At 46.5% G+C, this 17,106-nt stretch carries 13 protein-coding genes; 2 read left to right on the top strand and 11 right to left on the bottom strand.

Features of this window, described 5'->3' with window-relative positions; all coding sequences use genetic code 11:
• Positions 1-123 precede the first annotated feature (123 nt).
• The 7 genes from OF158_RS03745 to OF158_RS03715 all read right to left on the bottom strand — a co-directional run bounded on the left by OF158_RS03745 (position 124) and on the right by OF158_RS03715 (position 10,481).
• Complete coding sequence (locus tag OF158_RS03745; protein ID WP_014096008.1) at positions 124-498, bottom strand: DUF956 family protein; 375 nt, start codon at positions 496-498, stop codon at positions 124-126.
• A gap of 302 nt (positions 499-800) precedes the next feature.
• Complete coding sequence (locus tag OF158_RS03740) at positions 801-1,712, bottom strand: PTS system mannose/fructose/sorbose family transporter subunit IID (protein WP_014096009.1); 912 nt, start codon at positions 1,710-1,712, stop codon at positions 801-803.
• Between the two features lie 19 nt (positions 1,713-1,731).
• Positions 1,732-2,541 (bottom strand): PTS mannose/fructose/sorbose transporter subunit IIC, encoded by an 810-nt coding sequence (locus OF158_RS03735; protein WP_014096010.1) that lies wholly within the window; start codon positions 2,539-2,541, stop codon positions 1,732-1,734.
• Between the two features lie 36 nt (positions 2,542-2,577).
• Complete coding sequence (locus tag OF158_RS03730; protein WP_014096011.1) at positions 2,578-3,546, bottom strand: mannose/fructose/sorbose PTS transporter subunit IIA; 969 nt, start codon at positions 3,544-3,546, stop codon at positions 2,578-2,580.
• A gap of 72 nt (positions 3,547-3,618) precedes the next feature.
• Positions 3,619-4,122: a PTS sugar transporter subunit IIB gene (locus OF158_RS03725; RefSeq protein WP_014096012.1), complete on the bottom strand. Its 504-nt coding sequence runs from the start codon at positions 4,120-4,122 to the stop codon at positions 3,619-3,621.
• 335 nt (positions 4,123-4,457) lie between these two features.
• Positions 4,458-7,322, bottom strand: a complete 2,865-nt coding sequence (locus tag OF158_RS03720; RefSeq protein WP_014096013.1) for a sigma-54-dependent transcriptional regulator — start codon at positions 7,320-7,322, stop codon at positions 4,458-4,460.
• A 435-nt stretch (positions 7,323-7,757) separates the two neighbouring features.
• Positions 7,758-10,481: a GTP-binding protein gene (locus OF158_RS03715; RefSeq protein ID WP_014096014.1), complete on the bottom strand. Its 2,724-nt coding sequence runs from the start codon at positions 10,479-10,481 to the stop codon at positions 7,758-7,760.
• Positions 10,482-10,790: 309 nt separating this feature from the next.
• On the opposite strand from OF158_RS03715, the gene OF158_RS03710 reads away from it, so the two are divergent.
• A complete protein-coding gene (locus tag OF158_RS03710; protein WP_014096015.1) occupies positions 10,791-11,843 on the top strand; it encodes a lactonase family protein in 1,053 nt (350 codons plus the stop codon).
• 212 nt (positions 11,844-12,055) lie between these two features.
• Here the strand turns inward: OF158_RS03710 and OF158_RS03705 are convergent, their stop codons facing one another.
• From OF158_RS03705 to OF158_RS03690, 4 genes are all read right to left on the bottom strand, one after another.
• Positions 12,056-12,364 carry an MTH1187 family thiamine-binding protein gene (locus OF158_RS03705; RefSeq protein ID WP_014096016.1) on the bottom strand — a complete coding sequence of 103 codons (309 nt, stop codon included), beginning with the start codon at positions 12,362-12,364 and terminating at the stop codon, positions 12,056-12,058.
• Positions 12,365-12,464: 100 nt separating this feature from the next.
• The gene (locus OF158_RS03700; RefSeq protein ID WP_035182369.1) at positions 12,465-14,594 is read right to left on the bottom strand and encodes a YhgE/Pip domain-containing protein; all 2,130 of its coding nucleotides are present in this window, start codon (positions 14,592-14,594) and stop codon (positions 12,465-12,467) included.
• Positions 14,595-14,788: 194 nt separating this feature from the next.
• A complete protein-coding gene (locus tag OF158_RS03695; RefSeq protein ID WP_035182371.1) occupies positions 14,789-15,337 on the bottom strand; it encodes an HD domain-containing protein in 549 nt (182 codons plus the stop codon).
• A 103-nt stretch (positions 15,338-15,440) separates the two neighbouring features.
• Positions 15,441-15,743 carry a hypothetical protein gene (locus tag OF158_RS03690; RefSeq protein WP_110139058.1) on the bottom strand — a complete coding sequence of 101 codons (303 nt, stop codon included), beginning with the start codon at positions 15,741-15,743 and terminating at the stop codon, positions 15,441-15,443.
• 128 nt (positions 15,744-15,871) lie between these two features.
• Between OF158_RS03690 and OF158_RS03685 the strand changes: the two genes are divergently transcribed.
• Complete coding sequence (locus tag OF158_RS03685; RefSeq protein WP_017551991.1) at positions 15,872-17,086, top strand: 3D domain-containing protein; 1,215 nt, start codon at positions 15,872-15,874, stop codon at positions 17,084-17,086.
• Positions 17,087-17,106 lie beyond the last annotated feature (20 nt).

The raw sequence follows: 17,106 nt of genomic DNA, 5'->3' as shown, positions 1-17,106 counted from the left end.
AACGGTCCTGTGATCCGGCTTTTCAAACAGCCCGGCTTCAGGGAAACTTTCCGTGCTCTTCCTGCCATTTCCCCGGAACAGCCAACAAAAAAAGACAAGTTTAACCTGCCTTGTCTTTTAAAACTATTGCTTTTTCGGTTTTCTCTTAAAACTGCGCTTCACAACATCGAAGAAACTCAGTGACTGAACCATCCGATTCGGATCCACATATTGGCGGACCGCCCGCAACACCCTTTTCGGATCTTTGGAAGAAAAGGTGTATGTCCCGTTTTTCTTCGTTTTGATCGCATAACGCGGGATCCATTTTCCTTTAAACATGACGGAAGCGATCACGTAATCGACTTCTTCCCAAGGAATTTGAATGTATTTGCGCACATCGCGCTCATTGAAAAATTCAAATCCTTTATCGCCGATCATGATTTTGCCGTAATCTGTCAATCCCATATGCGCGGCTGCCTTTATCACCAAATCCACTTTTGTATTGATTGATTGGACCATTTGATCCACCCCGTTCTTTTCTTTTTGTGGTTTCAAAAATTCATATCTATACAGCTTATCTTGATTTCCGGATCTTCGCTTCTAAAAAGGGTCCTGGTTGACCGGTGAAACGGCTGTACATCGCAATTCTTCCCGCAACCGTATTTGTAAATCCGGGGCAAATCTTCCCCGGCTGGCCTCTCCCTTATTATACGAAGTTTTACCGCCTGAAGCAAAACATACTCAGAACCCGTATACAACCCAGGGGCTGGCGGTTTTTTTGAAAAAAGCCCAGGCCAGAAAGCCCGGGCATTTGCCTTTTCTTACATTAAGTGAATTAAATGGAATACGATACCAACAACAAACAATCCAAGAATCATAACGATCGGAGACACTTTCTTTTTCAAAAGCCACATGCAGAACAGCGTCAAAAGCAATGCGGCAAGGCCCGGAATTAAGCTGTCCAGGTTGTTTTGCAATGTCGTGACTTTGACCGGTTCCAATGAGAGGCCGGCAGCTTGCTGTTCAAGCGCCGTTTTAATCCCCTGTGCTCCGGCAGGCAAATGATTCCAGTCAATATAAGCGCCTTTAGAAAGTTTTACTTGTGATACAACTGGTGTAAACTTAATCGATACCCATCTGTTAACCAGCGCGCCAAGGATAAACATCCCAAGGATCGATGCGCCTTTTGTAATATCCTGAAGAATGCCGCCCGATAAGTCCTCCGTAATTCTTGAACCAGCTCTGTAGCCGAATTCTTGTGTATACCACAGGAATCCCATCCGGATGAGGTTCCATGCAACGAAGAAAATAATTGGCCCGAGAATGTTGCCGTTCAATGCCAGAGAAGCACCTAACGCACCAAGGATTGGCCTGACCGTGAACCAGAATACCGGATCCCCGATCCCTGCCAAAGGCCCCATCATCCCGACTTTCACACCTTGAATGGCTGTGTCGTCAACGGGAGCGCCGTTTGCACGTTCTTCTTCAAGCGCTAAAGTTACACCAACAATCGGTGCAGCGACATAAGGGTGAGTGTTAAAAAATTCCAAGTGGCGCTGCAGGGCAGCAGAACGGTCTTCTTTCGTTTTATATAATTTTTTGATGGCCGGAATCATGGTATATGCCCAGCCGCCGTTTTGCATCCGTTCATAGTTCCAGGAACCTTGAAGGAAAGTTGAACGCCACCATACAGAAATACGATCTTTTCTAGATAATTTTAGTTCTTGTGCCATTTTTCTGTCCGCCTCCTTCTTAGTAATTGTCAATAATATCGCCTAACGGATCGCCGGTGTTTGCATTTCCGCCGCCTTTACCGGAGCCGCCTTGTTTGGAGAGCGCCAAATAAATCAGTGCAAGTGACACACCGATACCGCCAAGGCCGATAAGGGTAATTTGCGAAACAGTTGCCAAAACGAACCCAATGGCGAAGAACGGCCATACTTCTCTTGTCGCCATCATATTAATGACCATTGCATAACCAACAGCAACGACCATTCCCCCGCCGATTGCAAGGCCGTCTGTCAACCAGGTCGGCATGGCGGATAACAAGTCACGCACCGGTCCTGCACCAATGGCTAAAACCAGGACTGCCGGAATCGCAATACGCAGCCCTTGCAGGCAAATCGCAACAATATGCCAAAACTCAACTGTTCTGATGTTTCCTTCCCGCGCTGCGGCATCCATTAAGTGGACAATCCCTGTTGCAATGGTACGAACGATGATCGTCAATAAGAGGCCGGCAACCGCAAGCGGAACGGCAATCGCGATTGCAGAAGATACACCGGCTTTGCCTGCGCCGCTTAAAACTAAGATAATGGCAGATGCAACGGATGCAAGCGCAGCATCCGGCGCTACGGCAGCCCCGATGTTTGCCCAGCCTAAAGCGATCATTTGCAGGGTACCGCCTAAGATAATACATGGCACTAAGTTACCTGTAACGAGGCCAATTAACGTACAAGCAACGAGTGGCTGATGGAACTGGAATTGGTCCAAAATCCCTTCCATACCAGCTAAAAATGCTACGATAAAGACTAGTATCATTTGGACAATATTTAAATCCATAACGAGTCGTCCTCCCTTTTCTCCTGATGGGCAGGATTATTTTTGTTTGTTCAGCTCTTCCTGAGCCCTTTTGAGAATTTCGTCCATGTCGCCTTTTGCATCGCCCGGAACTTTGCGCACATCAAACTTTAGCCCCAGTTCTTTCATTTTTTTGAAAGCATCAATATCATTCTGGCTAAATGCCAGCACCTTGTTTGGCTGAACTTTGCCCGGCGAGTGTGCCATGGAACCGACGTTGATTGTTTTCAATGGAACGCCGCCCTCGACTGCACGGAGCACATCCTGCGGGTTTTCAAAAAGAAGCAGGGCGCGCTGGCCACCGAAATGCTGGTCATCTTTCGCAAGTTCAATCATTTTACGGATAGGAACAACGTGTGCCTTTACACCAGGGGGCGCAGCCTGTTGAATCAGTTTCTTCCGAAGTTCGTCCTTCGCTACCGCATCCGATACAACGATGATACGTGTAGGCCGTGTCGTTTTTGTCCAAGATGTTGCGACTTGTCCGTGGAGCAGGCGAGAGTCGATCCGTGCCAGCACGTATTCAAACTTGCCAGGAGCCCCTGCCGTTAACGGTTTTCCGGCAGGCTTGGAAGGTGCGGCCGGCTGTAATGCTTCAGGCCTTACTTTCACGCCTTCTTTCGCTGCGCCTAAAATATGCGCGGCAATGTCCTGGGCTTTGTTCATCGTGGCGCGTGCTGCAAATGCTTCAATGAGCATTGGCAAGTTCATGCCTGAGACGATGGCCCACTTGTCTTTGTGTTCTTCAAACAAGCTGTTGGCCTGGTTGAAAGGTGTTCCGCCCCAAAGATCGACTAAGAAGAGGACTTCATCCTGGTTGTCGAAAGAGGCGACTGCTTCTTTCATTTTTGCCTTTACGTTATCAGGGCCTTCGCTCGGCATCAATGTAACAGCTTTTACATTTTCCTGCTTTCCGAAGATCATCTCTCCGGATTGCAAGACACCATTGGCGAAATCGCCGTGACTGGCAATGATAATTCCTACCATCTTCTTACCTCCCTAATCGTATTGTTACAGTATCAATCTTATAAATAAGTTCTAAAGAACCTGTAACTAAATTCATGGATGTAGCCGTTTTTCCTTTTTGATCAGCTGCATCAAATCGATTTTCCGGTCGGCGGGCACTTGGCGGATTTCCAATTCGATGCCGCGTGCAGCCAGCTTCGCAAAGGCCTGGATATCATCCTCATTGACTGAAATAAAATTGGTGATCATCTTCTTGCCTTCCGTAAAACGCATGCCGCCGATATTGACCGATTTCAAACCAACCCCTGCCTGGACAACTTCCAGTACATCCTGCGGCGAAACAAACAGCAGCATCACTTTCATTTCGTCAAACAGCCGGTTTTGGTAAAGTTCAAGCAGTTTTTGCTTCGTAATGACATGTGATTTGATGCTCGGTGGTGTCGCTTGCTTCAATAAAAGCTTTCGCAGCTCGTCATTGGCGGCTTCATCATTGGCCACTAAAATCCGGTCAATCCCCACTGCCCTCGACCAAACCGTGGCAACCTGGCCATGAATCAAACGATCATCAATGCGCGCAAGCCGTATATCCAATGCCATCCGACCACCTCCTGCTAATCAATCGTAAAAAACTTGCCTTTCCGCCTATTATAATGCAAGATGTGTGCCAACTTTTGAGTATCAAAAAACAACCGTTGTCAAATAAGCGTTTTCAGAAATCCTTTTATGCTTATGATACACAAACCGTTTGTTTAATACACATTGAAAAAGGGTTTTATTTTCCATTTCGCTACTGTATTAAAAAGTTCTGCAATACCTGTATCATTTTGATACTTTTGACCTGCATGTGCATTCCGTATCAGGGATATCTCTCCGTCTTTTTCCCCGGCATAAAAAAAGCCTGCAAATAGTGAGAATCTATTTGCAGGTAAAAATTACCGCACGGCTGCAGTTTGCTCGGCAGATAAATGGTCGATCATGTCGGCAATATAATAAAGTTCATCATCCGACAGCTTCAATTTCAGCTGGTCTTCAAAAATTTGCGCCGCCTTTTTATATTTTTTGATTTTAGCAGTTTTTTCCGGCGTGATGTCATTTTTGTAAATGAGGCCAGACTGGGTGACCATTCTTTCGAGCGCACAACCGATATGAATATTCATATTGATTTTCGATGCGTTGTTAAACGGCCTTTCCGCTATTTTTTCAAGGGCAGTGACAAACGCCGTAATCGCTGTGATCACTTTCTTTGGATTTAAAAAGGTTAAAAATTCATTCAGGCTTTCTTCCGTCATTTCCCGCACCATTGCCGGAGACCTTGGCGGTTGTTTCAGCAACTGGTGGTTTTGAATGAGATGGGTGACCTGCGTTTCCCCGTCGCCCATAAACAAAGATTCAAGCGGAACAAACGGTGCCTGGACTTTCGGATCGGCAATCCCGACAGCGAGCAAAATGTCATATTTCTGCATCAGCATTTCTTTCTTTTCTTCTACTTCGTTGATTGGCAGCGGGATAACGGCAATATTGGTTTTGCCGATGTTTTTGAGCAGTCTTGTAATCAGCTGCTTTAATTTTTCCGCCGTCCCTTCCCCTGTTGAACAGACGGAAAGAATGGCCTGCGGTTTCACGGGCTTCCCTGTTTCCCGCGGTTTGCTTTCCATCTGGTAAGATCCGTAGCCGCGGAATTCCTTTAATGACTCATAAATATCGTCGAGATCCATTTCCATAATCGTCGCTTTGCGGATCGCTTCAATGACGAGCGCCGTTGTCACCATATCGATGGTCCGCGTTTTGATGCCCGTTTCCTGTGTAATCACATCGCCAAACCCGGTCAGCGAGCCCATATCGACAAGCAGCAGGACGCCTTTTCCCATATCAATTTCTTTTACCCGCCTCTTCATTTCCTCCAAAACATATTTCGGGTCCATATCAAGCGGCATATCAATGCAGTCCACATTCGATTCACCGAGGAGGCTTTTCACAACACTTACCATGCTGCTTGCGGTGCTGAACCCGTGCGCGGCAACGAGGATCGCCACCTGCTCGGCCTTTTGTTCGTCTATAAGAGATGTGAGCAAAATCGTTAAGTACATGGCTTCTTTTACCGGTACATGCACGCGGTATTTTTCCCCGATCATTTTGCAAATATCAAGTGACAGCTGATACTCCTGCGGTCGGTCATTGATGACATTTTCGATATTCGTATAATTGGCCACCTGCTGGTTTTTTACCCGCTTCAGGAAGGAAGTCAAGTGCAGGCTGAACGCCAGCAAAAAACGTTCATTTACTTTGCACTTCAGCCGTTTTTCCACAATATCCTGCACTTCTTCGCTGAAATTAAGGATATCTTCGCTGACAATTTTTAAGATTTTCTCACGGTTCAGCGCATAGCTTGAAAACTTGTTGTAAAACTTGTTTAAATGGATATCGATGTCCAATTTCAGAAACCGGTTAATGTCTTCATCCGACACGTCCTGTTCCATCATAAAACTGACTTTGTCCTCGATGATGTTGTACAGGTTAAAATCCGGTTCGTACGGGTCTTCTTCAAAGAGCGCCTTGTTTTCCCCTTCCGGATAAACCGTTAAATAGGAATCAATTAAATCGGAAAGCTCCTGGATTTCCTGGCGTTTTCTACTAAAATAGAAGAAACCGTTTTTCAGTTCGGATGGCAGATCTTTAAAGTGGATGGTAATGACATCATCGTGCAGGCAGTGCAGAAAACCGTTGGCGCAGACAAGCTGGATGTTGGATTTCAACTGCCCGACGTTACCGTATGACGTATTGCCAATTAACGCCTTCATCGATTCCGCATCAATTTTAATCGGTTTTTGGACGCGGTTTGCTTCAATGGCAAGCAGGAATTTCAGAATCTCAATCTTGTCAATTGCCGGCCGTTCTTCAAAAGACGGAATCCGGATCAGGATCGGAATACGGCGGACAAACGTTTTCAACAAGGAAGATTCCGGGTCTTCCGTTGTCGCCCCGACGATCAGGACATTGGCGTTGCGATTCCGTTCGGTTTCCCCAAGCTTTGCATACGTCCCCGTATCCATAAAGTAAAAGAGCATTTCCTGTCCTTCAGGCGGGAGCCGGTGGATTTCATCGAGAAACAGCATGCCGCCGTCCGCTTTGGAAACAAGGCCGTCTTTTTCGCTGTCCGCACCCGTAAAGGCGCCTTTAATATGACCGAAAATGTGGGAAATGAGGAGCTGCGGGTTATTCGCATAATCCGCGCAGTTAAAGACAATAAATTGGGCGTCTTCGTCCATAAACGGGGCTGCCAGTTTTGCATAATTGAACATCAAATTGGCAAACAGCGTTTTCCCGACACCAGTCTGGCCGACAATGAGCGTATGAAGGCCGTGCGGGGGATAGAGGACGGCCGCCTTTGCCTGTTCGACCTGCACTTTCAGGCTTGTTTTCGAACCGATCAGGTCATCAAAGGGATTCGTTTCCCAGGCGGTATCATGATTTGCGGACGGACCGTTGCCCGGATCCGGGGATTGCCCGCCCGTCACTTCAAGTATATTTTCATATTCATATTGATCTTCCGGCAATTTCGTTCCGAGAAGGTCTTCCATGATTTGTTTGACCAAGTAATGAACCGGGCGGCCTTTTATTTTGATAATCCGTTTCTGCCGCAACAGCTTGTTCAGCTCGGCACTGACATTGTTTCTTAAAATGCCAAGGTCTTTTGCGATATCCGAAGCTGTAAATCCTTCTATACGGATCCATTCATCAAGCGTTTTGCCTTGCGACTGTTCAACAAGATACGCGTAAATGCGGTCAATCCTTTTCAAAATGCCACCCCATTTCTAAGTATAAACTGTATCTTAATAGTATCACGAATGTATCATCCATCATAGCAGGAATATATTGCGAACAAGTGTCAAGTTTTTGCCAAAAGGAGCTTATCTTTAATACACTTTTAGAACCCACGCTGCTTCAGGTGAAAACGCCCGGTACACCCGAAAAATAGGATAAAAAAACAACGCCGCATATGGGCGCTGTTCATTCAACAATTTTCGGCCGCTTCCATCCATCTGCTTTCCGCAACATCCGGCCGGTTCATTTTCTGTTCCCAAACCGGTTCATGCATGTGTTTCCGGCGAAATTCAGGCGGTTCATTTATTGATCATATTGGGGCTTACTGAATCCGCACTTTCGCCATGCGTTCAGCAAGCCCTGTTTCCCCTTAAGCCCTGTGCCTGCCCCGTCATCGTCTTGCGAAAAGTTTACACTTTCCCGCTTGTTTTCTGTCCGAGCTGCATCCATTCAAACTGGCGGAGTTTCAGTTCGAATAATTTCAGCGGATCCTGATACACTTCCGGATTTTCTTTCATATTCTCCAGCATCTCTTTTGTCTCGGCAATGGCCGCCCCTGTTTCCGCAATCGTTTCGCGGAGAACCGTTTCCGGATTTTTAAAGAACAGGCGGACATCGCGCTCAAGCCCTTGTTCAAACAGCTCGAATTGCAGCATCACTTTATTCGTGACAAGGTTTGCAATTTCCGTATAATCTTCGCTTTCGATAAATTTTTTATAGCGGTTATACAGCATTGTTTTGTTTTGCGAAAGCACACCAAACAATTTGCCCGCGCTCTTTAACAGGACCTGCTGCGGCGTATGGCGCAACAATATATTGACCGGTTCAAAAGGAATTCCGTTTGCCATCCGATCCGCATCACGCCGCCAGTCCTCCATAATTTTAAAATCGCAGGCAAGCGCAAGAATCTCTTCCCCGTACAACTTGTTAAACCCTTCCGCCATTTCATCAAGATAATCCTGGCTTTGCTGCAATTCCCTTTCCGACGCTTCTATCCACTCCGTCACCAGCTCCTCGTATTTCGGGGAAATGGACGTCTGCAAAAAGTGCCGGATCCGGTTGTTCATTTCTTCATTCAACTCGAGATGAATTTTCCGAAAATCACTGTCCGGCTTAATAAAATCGGCGCTTTTCCGTAAAATTTCCGGAATCTTATTTTGCAGTTCATCGCGGATTTTCCGCGTCATGCTGTGATAGGACGAGCGGACAAGCTCGGTTTGTTCATGGATGACATCCTGAAGCTGGTTTGCCGCTCCGTTTAATTTTGCGTACAGATCTTCATGCCGGTTGATTGACTCTACCAGATGCTGTTCATTTTGCAGCCTTTGTTTCAGCAGATCGGCAATCGATTCCCGAATGCAGTGCGATAGTTTTTCAATCCGGCTTTCTTCCAGGTTTTCCGGCTTGAAATTTTGCCGGAAAAAGCGGGCAAGATCCAGCCCTGCTTCCCGGGATGCATAATTGGACGTATAAGGGTGCAAGTTTGCCTCTGGAAAAATCGTTTTCACCTTTTGTACTGTTTCTTCCACTAAATCTGCCGCTTCCTGCTTGCTGTATATCATATCCATTTTGGACAGCAAAAAGTGAATCGTTAACCCGGGCACTTGTTCCTTCATTTTCAACAACATATCCGCTTCTTTGTCTGTAAGGGGATCATTTGCATTTAAAACGAATAAAACGCCGTCAACAAAACGCAAATACTCGTATGCCTTTCCCCGCCCCGGCCCGTTCAGCCCGGGTGTATCGATGAAAATAAGCGCATTTTCTTCCAAAAACCGGCTCGGACCCCGCCATTCAAGCATGTCTCCGGGCTCCGGCGCCGCATTGTCCTCTTCCGTTACAGGCGAAATGCCTTTGTCCGAGATCACAGAAAGCGCATGTTCATCATCATGGCGCACCGCCATCACAAACTGTGTCGGCCGTTCGGGGAGCGGGTCGGCCAGCACCGACTGGATAAAGGCCGTCTTGCCGCTGCCGTTCATGCCGGTAACGAGAATGTGCTGGACATCAAAGTCAATCAGCTCCCTCGCCATCCATTTCAAACGGGTGCTGACGGATAGCCCGTTCCTTTTTGCCCATTGCATAATGGAATCAAAGAGCCGGAGCGCATATTCAAGCTGATCCAATGTTTGCTCCGCATGATTCAGAATCGTTTCCGCATCGGCAATTTGCTGCGGCCCGATGCTGCCCGGAAAAAGATCGCCCCATGCGAGAACCGCAGTGGATGCTTGAAGGGCGTGCGCCTGGTCCGTGATCCGCAGCCAGTTCGTTAAAATGCCCGGCATCACCGGTGCCAGTTGTTTTAACAGATAGCTGCCGCTGATTAAAGAAAAATAGGTTTCCCCGTAAATGGCAGACAGCTCGTGCCAAGTTTCAAGCGAATGGAGTTCAAGCCCGGCAAATAGGTCATTGAATTCGCGGAGCCAGCCGAGATACGCGCCCTCCGTTTCGTAGGACCGCCAAAGCGCAACCGCCAGTTGTTCAAACTGAATTTGATCCACCTTGTATAAAACGGACAGCGCATCCCGAAAATAATCCGGCGCAATCGTCTTGGTATGCCCTTTTTCAATATACGACTTTAAAATTTGAAACCAAAACAGCGATTCAGTGCGGATGGATTCATTGACAGCCAGTTCAACCGCATTCATCCAGTCTTCGTTTTTTTCAAAGTAGGCACGGGCGATTTTCGTCACATTCGGATAGTCCGGGTTCATAGCGACCGCTTGTTTGATTGTCTGGACAGCCTGGTCATGCTTTTGCTCCTCCATATAAAGTGAGATGAGCTGAAGCGCGATCTCCGTCTTTAACACGATAGAGTCTGTTTGAACCGACTTGTAAATTTCTTCGGCCATGCTGCTGAGACCGAGTTCAAAATAAGCATCCCCCATGTTTTTTTGCGCCCACGGTTCAAAGTCGTTATGTATGCTTTCCCATTTAAAAACGGCCGCTTCATAATCTTTATAATGAAAATAAATTTCCCCTTGTGCAAAGCGGATATAGGAAAGATCGGCATTTTCAAGGGCATTTTCTTTTTCGAACGCTTCACCGAGCACTTCAAGCGGATGGCGCTCTTCCCCTTCTTTGATAAACGTTTCATAATAACATTTTTGGACAAACTGGTCTTCCGGCTTCATGATTTTCCTCCTCACACGGCCTTTTATATCTCTATCATATTGCATCCGGGATGCAGCGATGTGTAGAATTTTGTCGATTACTTTATTTTATCAAAACATCTCCAACAAAAAATTTCAGTTCGCTTTCAATTTTGATACAAAAATGAAACATTTACCATATTTTCGCTTGCTTGGAGCAATTTTGAGCATGTTTCCCGTTTATCACCCTGTTTTTCGCTCATGACATCGTACCCGGAAATGCGCCTGAATGAACGGGAAACGTTTTCTATGTTATAATATTCACATTACAGATTGGAAGGAGCATCAGCCATGGGAAAAACAAAATGGACAGGGTATGCCGGCACCTATACAAAAGGCGCCAGCGAAGGGATTTACACCTTCACCCTCAATACAGAAAAAAAGCAAATTGAAGATGTGAAAGTTGCCGCCAAACTGGACAATCCGACTTATCTCAATATCACGGCAGACAACCGCAATCTGTATGCCGTTGTCAAAGAAGGCAGCCAGGGCGGGGTTGCGGCTTTTTCAATTGATGCGGAAAGCGGTGCTCTAACGGAATTGAACCGCCAATTATCCGGCGGCGCCTCCCCATGCCATGTCAGCGTGGATTCGGCAAAGAAAACGGTCGTCTCCGCCAACTACCATAACGGGACGGTCAGCGCCTATCTGACAAACGAAGACGGCAGCCTGCAGCCGGCAGCAAGTGTCATCGAACATACCGGCTCCGGCCCGAACCCGGAACGCCAGGAAAAACCGCACGTCCATTTTGCAGGCTTTACCCCGGATGAAAAATATGTCGTCGCGGTGGACCTCGGCAATGATACGATTACAACGTACGCGCATGATGGCGGCAAATTAACGGAAAAAGCCGCCCTTTCCGTCCGCCCGGGAAGCGGCCCGCGTCACCTTGCCTTTCATCCGGACCGAAAATTTGCCTACTGCATGACAGAACTGAGCAATGAAGTGATTGTGCTTGAATTTGACGAAACTTCCGGTACGTTTAAAGACGTCCAGTATATCAAAACGATTCCGGAAGATTTTACGGAAAACAGCCAGGGAAGCGCAATCCATCTCTCTTCCGACGGTCGTTTCGTTTACGCCGCAAACCGCGGCCATGACAGCATCGCCGTGTTTGCAGTCGGTCCGGACGGCAAACTGTCCCTTGTCGAGTACACCTCAACCGAAGGAAGTTGGCCACGCGACTTTGTGCTTGACCCGACCGAAAAATTTATCGTGGCTGCAAACCAGGAATCGGGCACGCTCGTTTTATACGCCCGCGATCCGGAAACCGGAATCCTCACTTTGCTGCAAAAGGATGTCCCCGTTCCAGAAGCGGTTTGTGTAAAATTTTTGCACGGATAAAATGTTGACCCATTCAAAAGGCGGGCTCCGGTCCGCTTTTTGTTTTTTCCGGAGAAATTCTCATCATTTTATCATGTTCATTTCACAAGTTTTTCTTTTTCATGTTTTACATTTAGAACAGCGGCAAGGAATTGCAGCAAACCATATTTGGCCGGGCTTCCCCCAGAGCCTGGCCAAACCTCCTTTTATCATACCGGCCTTGTGCCGGTTTTTTATTGGTCAAGTTTTTCGGCGACGGAGGCCAGTTTTCCTTCCATCGTGAGCTGTTTGTCCCTGCGGTCGTCGATGCGGATATTCGTTTCAACGCGCTTTATGCCATTTGAAAAAGGGATTTCATGCAGTTTTTCAATGATTTCAAACAGGTCATGGATGTCCCCTTCTATTAAAGTGCTCATCGGAGTCAGCTTGATTTTCACCCTTCCCTGTTCTTTTCCCAGCGCCTTCTCAATCTCCGCCACATATTTGCTGATGCTTGTTGAATCCGTTCCGACCGGAAATATCGTAATATCGGCAATCGCCAATTGAATCCCCTCCTAAATATTCTTCTTTCTTATTATAAGCCAACTTCACTTTTCATGTCTCTTTTCATTTTTCTTGTCTATTCTGCTTTTTTCATATGGTTTATTCGAACAACCCGCTTTCTTTCCCTTTTCTTGCAAAACGTTCGGTCATGCAGCTGAGCAGTTTCTTGGCTGCAGTCCCGAAAATAAGCGCAACTGCCAGAAATCCTGCCAGATAAACGATATCTGTGATCACTGCTTCCATCAGCATCCCGCCAACCGCTTCACGCATTAAGCCAATCCCATAAGTAAATGGCAAAAGCGGATGGATATGTTGAAAGAAAGACGGTTCCATCTGGATTGGAAAAGTGCCGCCTGACCCGGAAATTTGCAGGACAAGCAGGACAATACCAAGTGCTTTTCCCGCATTGCCAAAAACAGAAACGAGTGTATAGACCATCACATTAAAAACAGCGCCAATACCGATACCGAACAAAATAAACCAGGCTTTTTCTTGCACATCCACATGCAAAATAAAAAGATCACCCGCCGCCGTAATCGCCGACTGGAAAAGCGCAATCGTTAAAAACAGCAGCAGTTTGCCGAAATAGACTTGCCAGCTGGCATATGCGCCGCCATGATGGTGTTCAACCGACAGCAGGGATACCAATAACATTGCCCCCACCCAAAAAGACAGGACCGTATAAAACGGAGCCATACCCGCACCGTAATTTTTGATAGGGTATAGCACTTTTTCTTTCAGCGATACCGGCTGCTTTAAAAATCCGCTTTCTTCCTGTGCATCGTTCTTCAGCAATTGAATCCACTGATCTATATTGCCCTGTTTTTCAAACGACCGGATTTTATCAGCCAGTTCCCTGATTTTTCTCTCAGCAGCCGGCAGTTCCGTTTCAGCCGTTTTCAATTTTGCCTTCCCGATTGCAAGCCCAGTTTTCGTATCGCGGAGAATCGCCTGGATATCCGGCAGGCTGCCTTCCAATTTCTGAAACAGTTTATTTGCTTTTGCACTGTCCTGCCCGGCTTGCGCCACAAATGTTTTTAAATCCGCGGCGATGTTGGCACCATCGTTTCCAATCAGGCTGCCTGCAATGACCCCGGCACGGCCGGCTTCTTGCTTTAGATCTGCCTGCAATGCTTCCGGCAGCAACCCGTTATGGGCCTGTTGGAGAATTTTCCCGTTTAGGTCCTTCTGTTTTTGAAAGGATTGGCTGAGTGCAGTAAACCGGGCTGCCATACGCTTAAGATGCTCCGAACCGGTTTCTTCAGCAGCGGTTCGGAGCAAATCACTGAACGCGTCAGAGATCTGTTTGCTATTTTGCAAGATCATCGTATTTTTTGGCGCTGTTTCTGCAATTTTCGTTTTGTCCGCCAGCATACTCACCTGGTTCGAGACAGCAGGGGCGGCATTCAGTGCTTCCAGTCCGGTTTTGATCACGGTATCCGTCTGCTCAAGCAAACTTCCAGTGTTTCCAAAAAAGCGGGACATGTCCCCTGAGACGGTTTTGCCGTGTTTTGCAAGCAGCAGGACATCGGGCATCGCGCCTTCTGCCTGTTTTCTTACTGCGTCTGCTTTCGTAATATCCCGATCTGCCGTCCTGATGATCCGGTTAAGCTCCGGAATGTCTCCCTCCAATCTAAAAACCCATGCTTTAAAATTTTCAATATCCGGCAAATCCCTTTCAAGTTCAATGCCGATTTGATTAAACATTGTAAAAATCGCTTTGCTAACGGTTTTTACAAATTGCGCACTAATTTGCTGTGTAATGGCAGACGCACCCGACCCTGTTATTTTAGGCGCAATCGCATTGATTTTTTCATTAACGGTATAAGTAATGACCGGTTTCTCCGGCTTATCACCCAGGATGGAAGCCAGTTTTTCCGAAAAATTTTCCGGGATGGTCAGGCTCGCATAATATTCTCCGGTCTTTACGCCGCGTGCGGCTTCCTTCTCCTGCACAAACCTCCAGCCGAGCGCTTTATTTTGTTTCAACTTTTTTATAACTTCATTCCCGGCGTGTACTTTTTTTCCGTTGATCGCTGTCCCCCGGTCCAAATTCACAACGGCTACCGCAATTCCTTTTGTGTGGCCGTATGGGTCCCAGGATGCCTTGATGTTAAACCAGGCATACAATGATGGAAGAATGATCAAGGCGGCAATGATCAGGCTTGCTGCCCAGTTTGTTGTCATTTTTTTCAAATCAGTTGCATAAATCTTCCATACCTTTTTCATTGGCAGCCTCCAAGTGTTGTTGTATCTTTATGTTTTCCAACCGCTTGAGCTGTCATGTACACGCAAAAAAGCCTGTGCGTCTCCGTTTTCGCACAGGTAACGTTAATATGATGAATGAAGGCCGGTGCCCATATTCGCAGTTTTTCAAGCAACAAGTCCGTTATTTCACCGGCAATGTCTTGCCCTGCACTTATTCATGTCCGGATAACGCCGAAAACCTGCTTTATTTCCGACTGCAGCTGCTCCAGTAAAGGAAAAGAATGGTGCAACGCAATAGTTTCTGCAATCTTTCTATAGTACCATTCCTGTTTTTCTTTTCCACGGCTGAACGCATTCCACACGCTTTCCCCGCTTTTTCGCAATTCTTCGTGTATCGTTTTCAAGTTATGGAGTTTATCTGCGCATATGAGCATACAAATTTCCTCTTCTGCCGTTTTTAATCGCTCGATGGTATGCTGCTTCCGTTCCTCCCACCGCACATTTTTAGGCGGTTCAGTGCAGGCTTCAACAATCCGGGCAACATTGCTTCCAAACTCGGCTTTTATCTCCTCGTTTGTCACCGCAGTATCTTCAACCGTATCATGGAGAAGCGCTGCTGCGACCACTTCTTTGCGGCAGCCTTCTTTTAAAAGCATCATGGCAACCGCATACGGATGCACAATATACGGCAGGTCGGACGCTTTCCGGTATTGGCCTTCATGTGCTTTTGCCGCAAATTCAATTGCTTTTTCCACCATTTCCATTAGAAATTCCTCTCTTCATACAAAGCTGCTTTTATCATCATACCAAAACGGCGCGGCTATACATGAATGAAAATCGAAAAGCTCAGCACTACTTTTGGACTTCTTAAACATCAAAAGAATCCTTGACCGGCACAAAGGCACAGAATATTCCTTCCCATCCTGTCTGAATTGAAAAAGAAGCTGATCCCTGCTTCTTTTTATCTATTTTCTTTGCCTTTACCCCCTCGAATTCTTTTATGTTATCACTTTTTCCCACTTCTCGATATGCTTTATCCGACCATTGCTTGAGCACAGTGATCTGCCGCTGTACCCGCTTTATTTCTTTTTGCTGCTTTTCATACGCCCGTTTCTGCTGACGGAGGCAGAAGTCTAATAACTGCCCACCATCAGCCGAAAAAGCACCCAAATCTATCTTTTCCCTTTTTCACATGATTTGAGTCCGTTTTCATTCTCGTAATATGAATTTAATCGTATTGTAATCTTCCTTTCTACCTATTTGTGTTATAACAAGAGTACGGAGAAGGGAGTTGTCTTATGCACTTAAAAAGGCGAATTGCAGTTATGGCGTTTGCCATATTCGTTGGCACGGCACAACTAAATGCCTATGCAGAAACAGATCAAGGTTCCTTACAGAAAAAATTGGATGAAAATACGCAAACCATCCAAAAGAAAGAATCGGAGAAAAAAGCCGTCGAAAGCAAAATGGAGAATTTGCAAAAAGACTGGAATACATTGCAATCGTCCATTCAAAAAAATAAAGATAATATCGCAGCAACCGAAGCGAAAATCCAGTCAGCAAAAGATTCTATCGAAAAGAAAAAAGAGGAAATTGTAAAGCTGGAGGACCAAGTTTCTGCACGGGAAGGCGTGATTAAAAAACGCCTCGTTGCCATGCAAAAAAACAACCAATACGACTATGTGATTGAAACGATTTTAAACGCGGAAAGCATTGGCGACCTGATCAACCGGGTCAGTGCAGTCGCGACCCTGCTGAACGCTGATACAAGCCTTTTGGATCAGCAAAAAGCAGACCTTGCGAAAATTGAAGCCGATAAAAAAGCCATTGCAGACCAGGAAAAAGTGCTCGAACAGGAGCAGGCAAACTTAAAAAGCAGCCAAGCAAAACTGCAAACAGATTTAAAAGAAAAGGAAAAGGCATTGTCGGGACTAAAATCGAAGTATGACAGCATTCAAAATGAGTTGTCACAAGCGGAACAAAAACAAACCGACTTGAATACAAAAATCAGCAACCTGCAAAAAGAAATAAAGGCACAGCAGGCGGCTGCAAAAGCAAGGGAAGAAGCCCTCGCAAAACAAGCACGCGATGCTGAAGCCGAAAAAGCAGCAGAAGCGCAAGCAGAAAAAAACGCAGAAGCACAAGCGAAAAAGCCAGCGGAAGCCAGTGCCGGGAAAACGGCCGGAACCAAACCCGCCGCATCTGCCAGCCACAGTACGCCACAAGGCAAATCCTTTTATGTGACGGCAACATCTTATAACCATGAAGATACGAAGTCGGACATTACTGCTACAGGATATAACATTAAGAAAAACCCGAACATGAAATTGATCGCTGTCGATCCGTCGGTCATTCCGCTCGGCAGCAAAGTCTGGGTTGAAGGATACGGGGTTGCCATCGCAGCCGATACCGGTGGTGCCATTAAGGGCCATATCATCGATGTCCTGATGCCGAACAAAAAAGCTTCCATCGCATGGGGGCGCCGTACAGTCAAAGTGATCATATTGAATTAAGAAAAAGCAGCCTTGAACCG

The organism is Weizmannia sp. WK01, from assembly GCF_025905465.1.
Lineage (GTDB): Bacteria > Bacillota > Bacilli > Bacillales > Bacillaceae_C > Weizmannia > Weizmannia faecalis.
The sequence above is the reverse complement of the archived record's forward strand: the minus strand, read 5'-3'. Positions and strand labels throughout refer to the sequence as shown.

Excerpts from the sequence above, each read along its gene's own strand:
- OF158_RS03745 (WP_014096008.1), bottom strand. The coding sequence starts at position 498 with ATGGTCCAATCAATCAATACAAAAGTGGATTTGGTGATAAAGGCAGCC.
- OF158_RS03740 (WP_014096009.1), bottom strand. The coding sequence starts at position 1,712 with ATGGCACAAGAACTAAAATTATCTAGAAAAGATCGTATTTCTGTATGG.
- OF158_RS03735 (WP_014096010.1), bottom strand. The coding sequence starts at position 2,541 with ATGGATTTAAATATTGTCCAAATGATACTAGTCTTTATCGTAGCATTT.
- OF158_RS03730 (WP_014096011.1), bottom strand. The coding sequence starts at position 3,546 with ATGGTAGGAATTATCATTGCCAGTCACGGCGATTTCGCCAATGGTGTC.
- OF158_RS03725 (WP_014096012.1), bottom strand. The coding sequence starts at position 4,122 with ATGGCATTGGATATACGGCTTGCGCGCATTGATGATCGTTTGATTCAT.
- OF158_RS03715 (WP_014096014.1), bottom strand. The coding sequence starts at position 10,481 with ATGAAGCCGGAAGACCAGTTTGTCCAAAAATGTTATTATGAAACGTTT.
- OF158_RS03710 (WP_014096015.1), top strand. The coding sequence starts at position 10,791 with ATGGGAAAAACAAAATGGACAGGGTATGCCGGCACCTATACAAAAGGC.
- OF158_RS03700 (WP_035182369.1), bottom strand. The coding sequence starts at position 14,594 with ATGAAAAAGGTATGGAAGATTTATGCAACTGATTTGAAAAAAATGACA.
- OF158_RS03695 (WP_035182371.1), bottom strand. The coding sequence starts at position 15,337 with ATGGAAATGGTGGAAAAAGCAATTGAATTTGCGGCAAAAGCACATGAA.
- OF158_RS03685 (WP_017551991.1), top strand. The coding sequence starts at position 15,872 with ATGCACTTAAAAAGGCGAATTGCAGTTATGGCGTTTGCCATATTCGTT.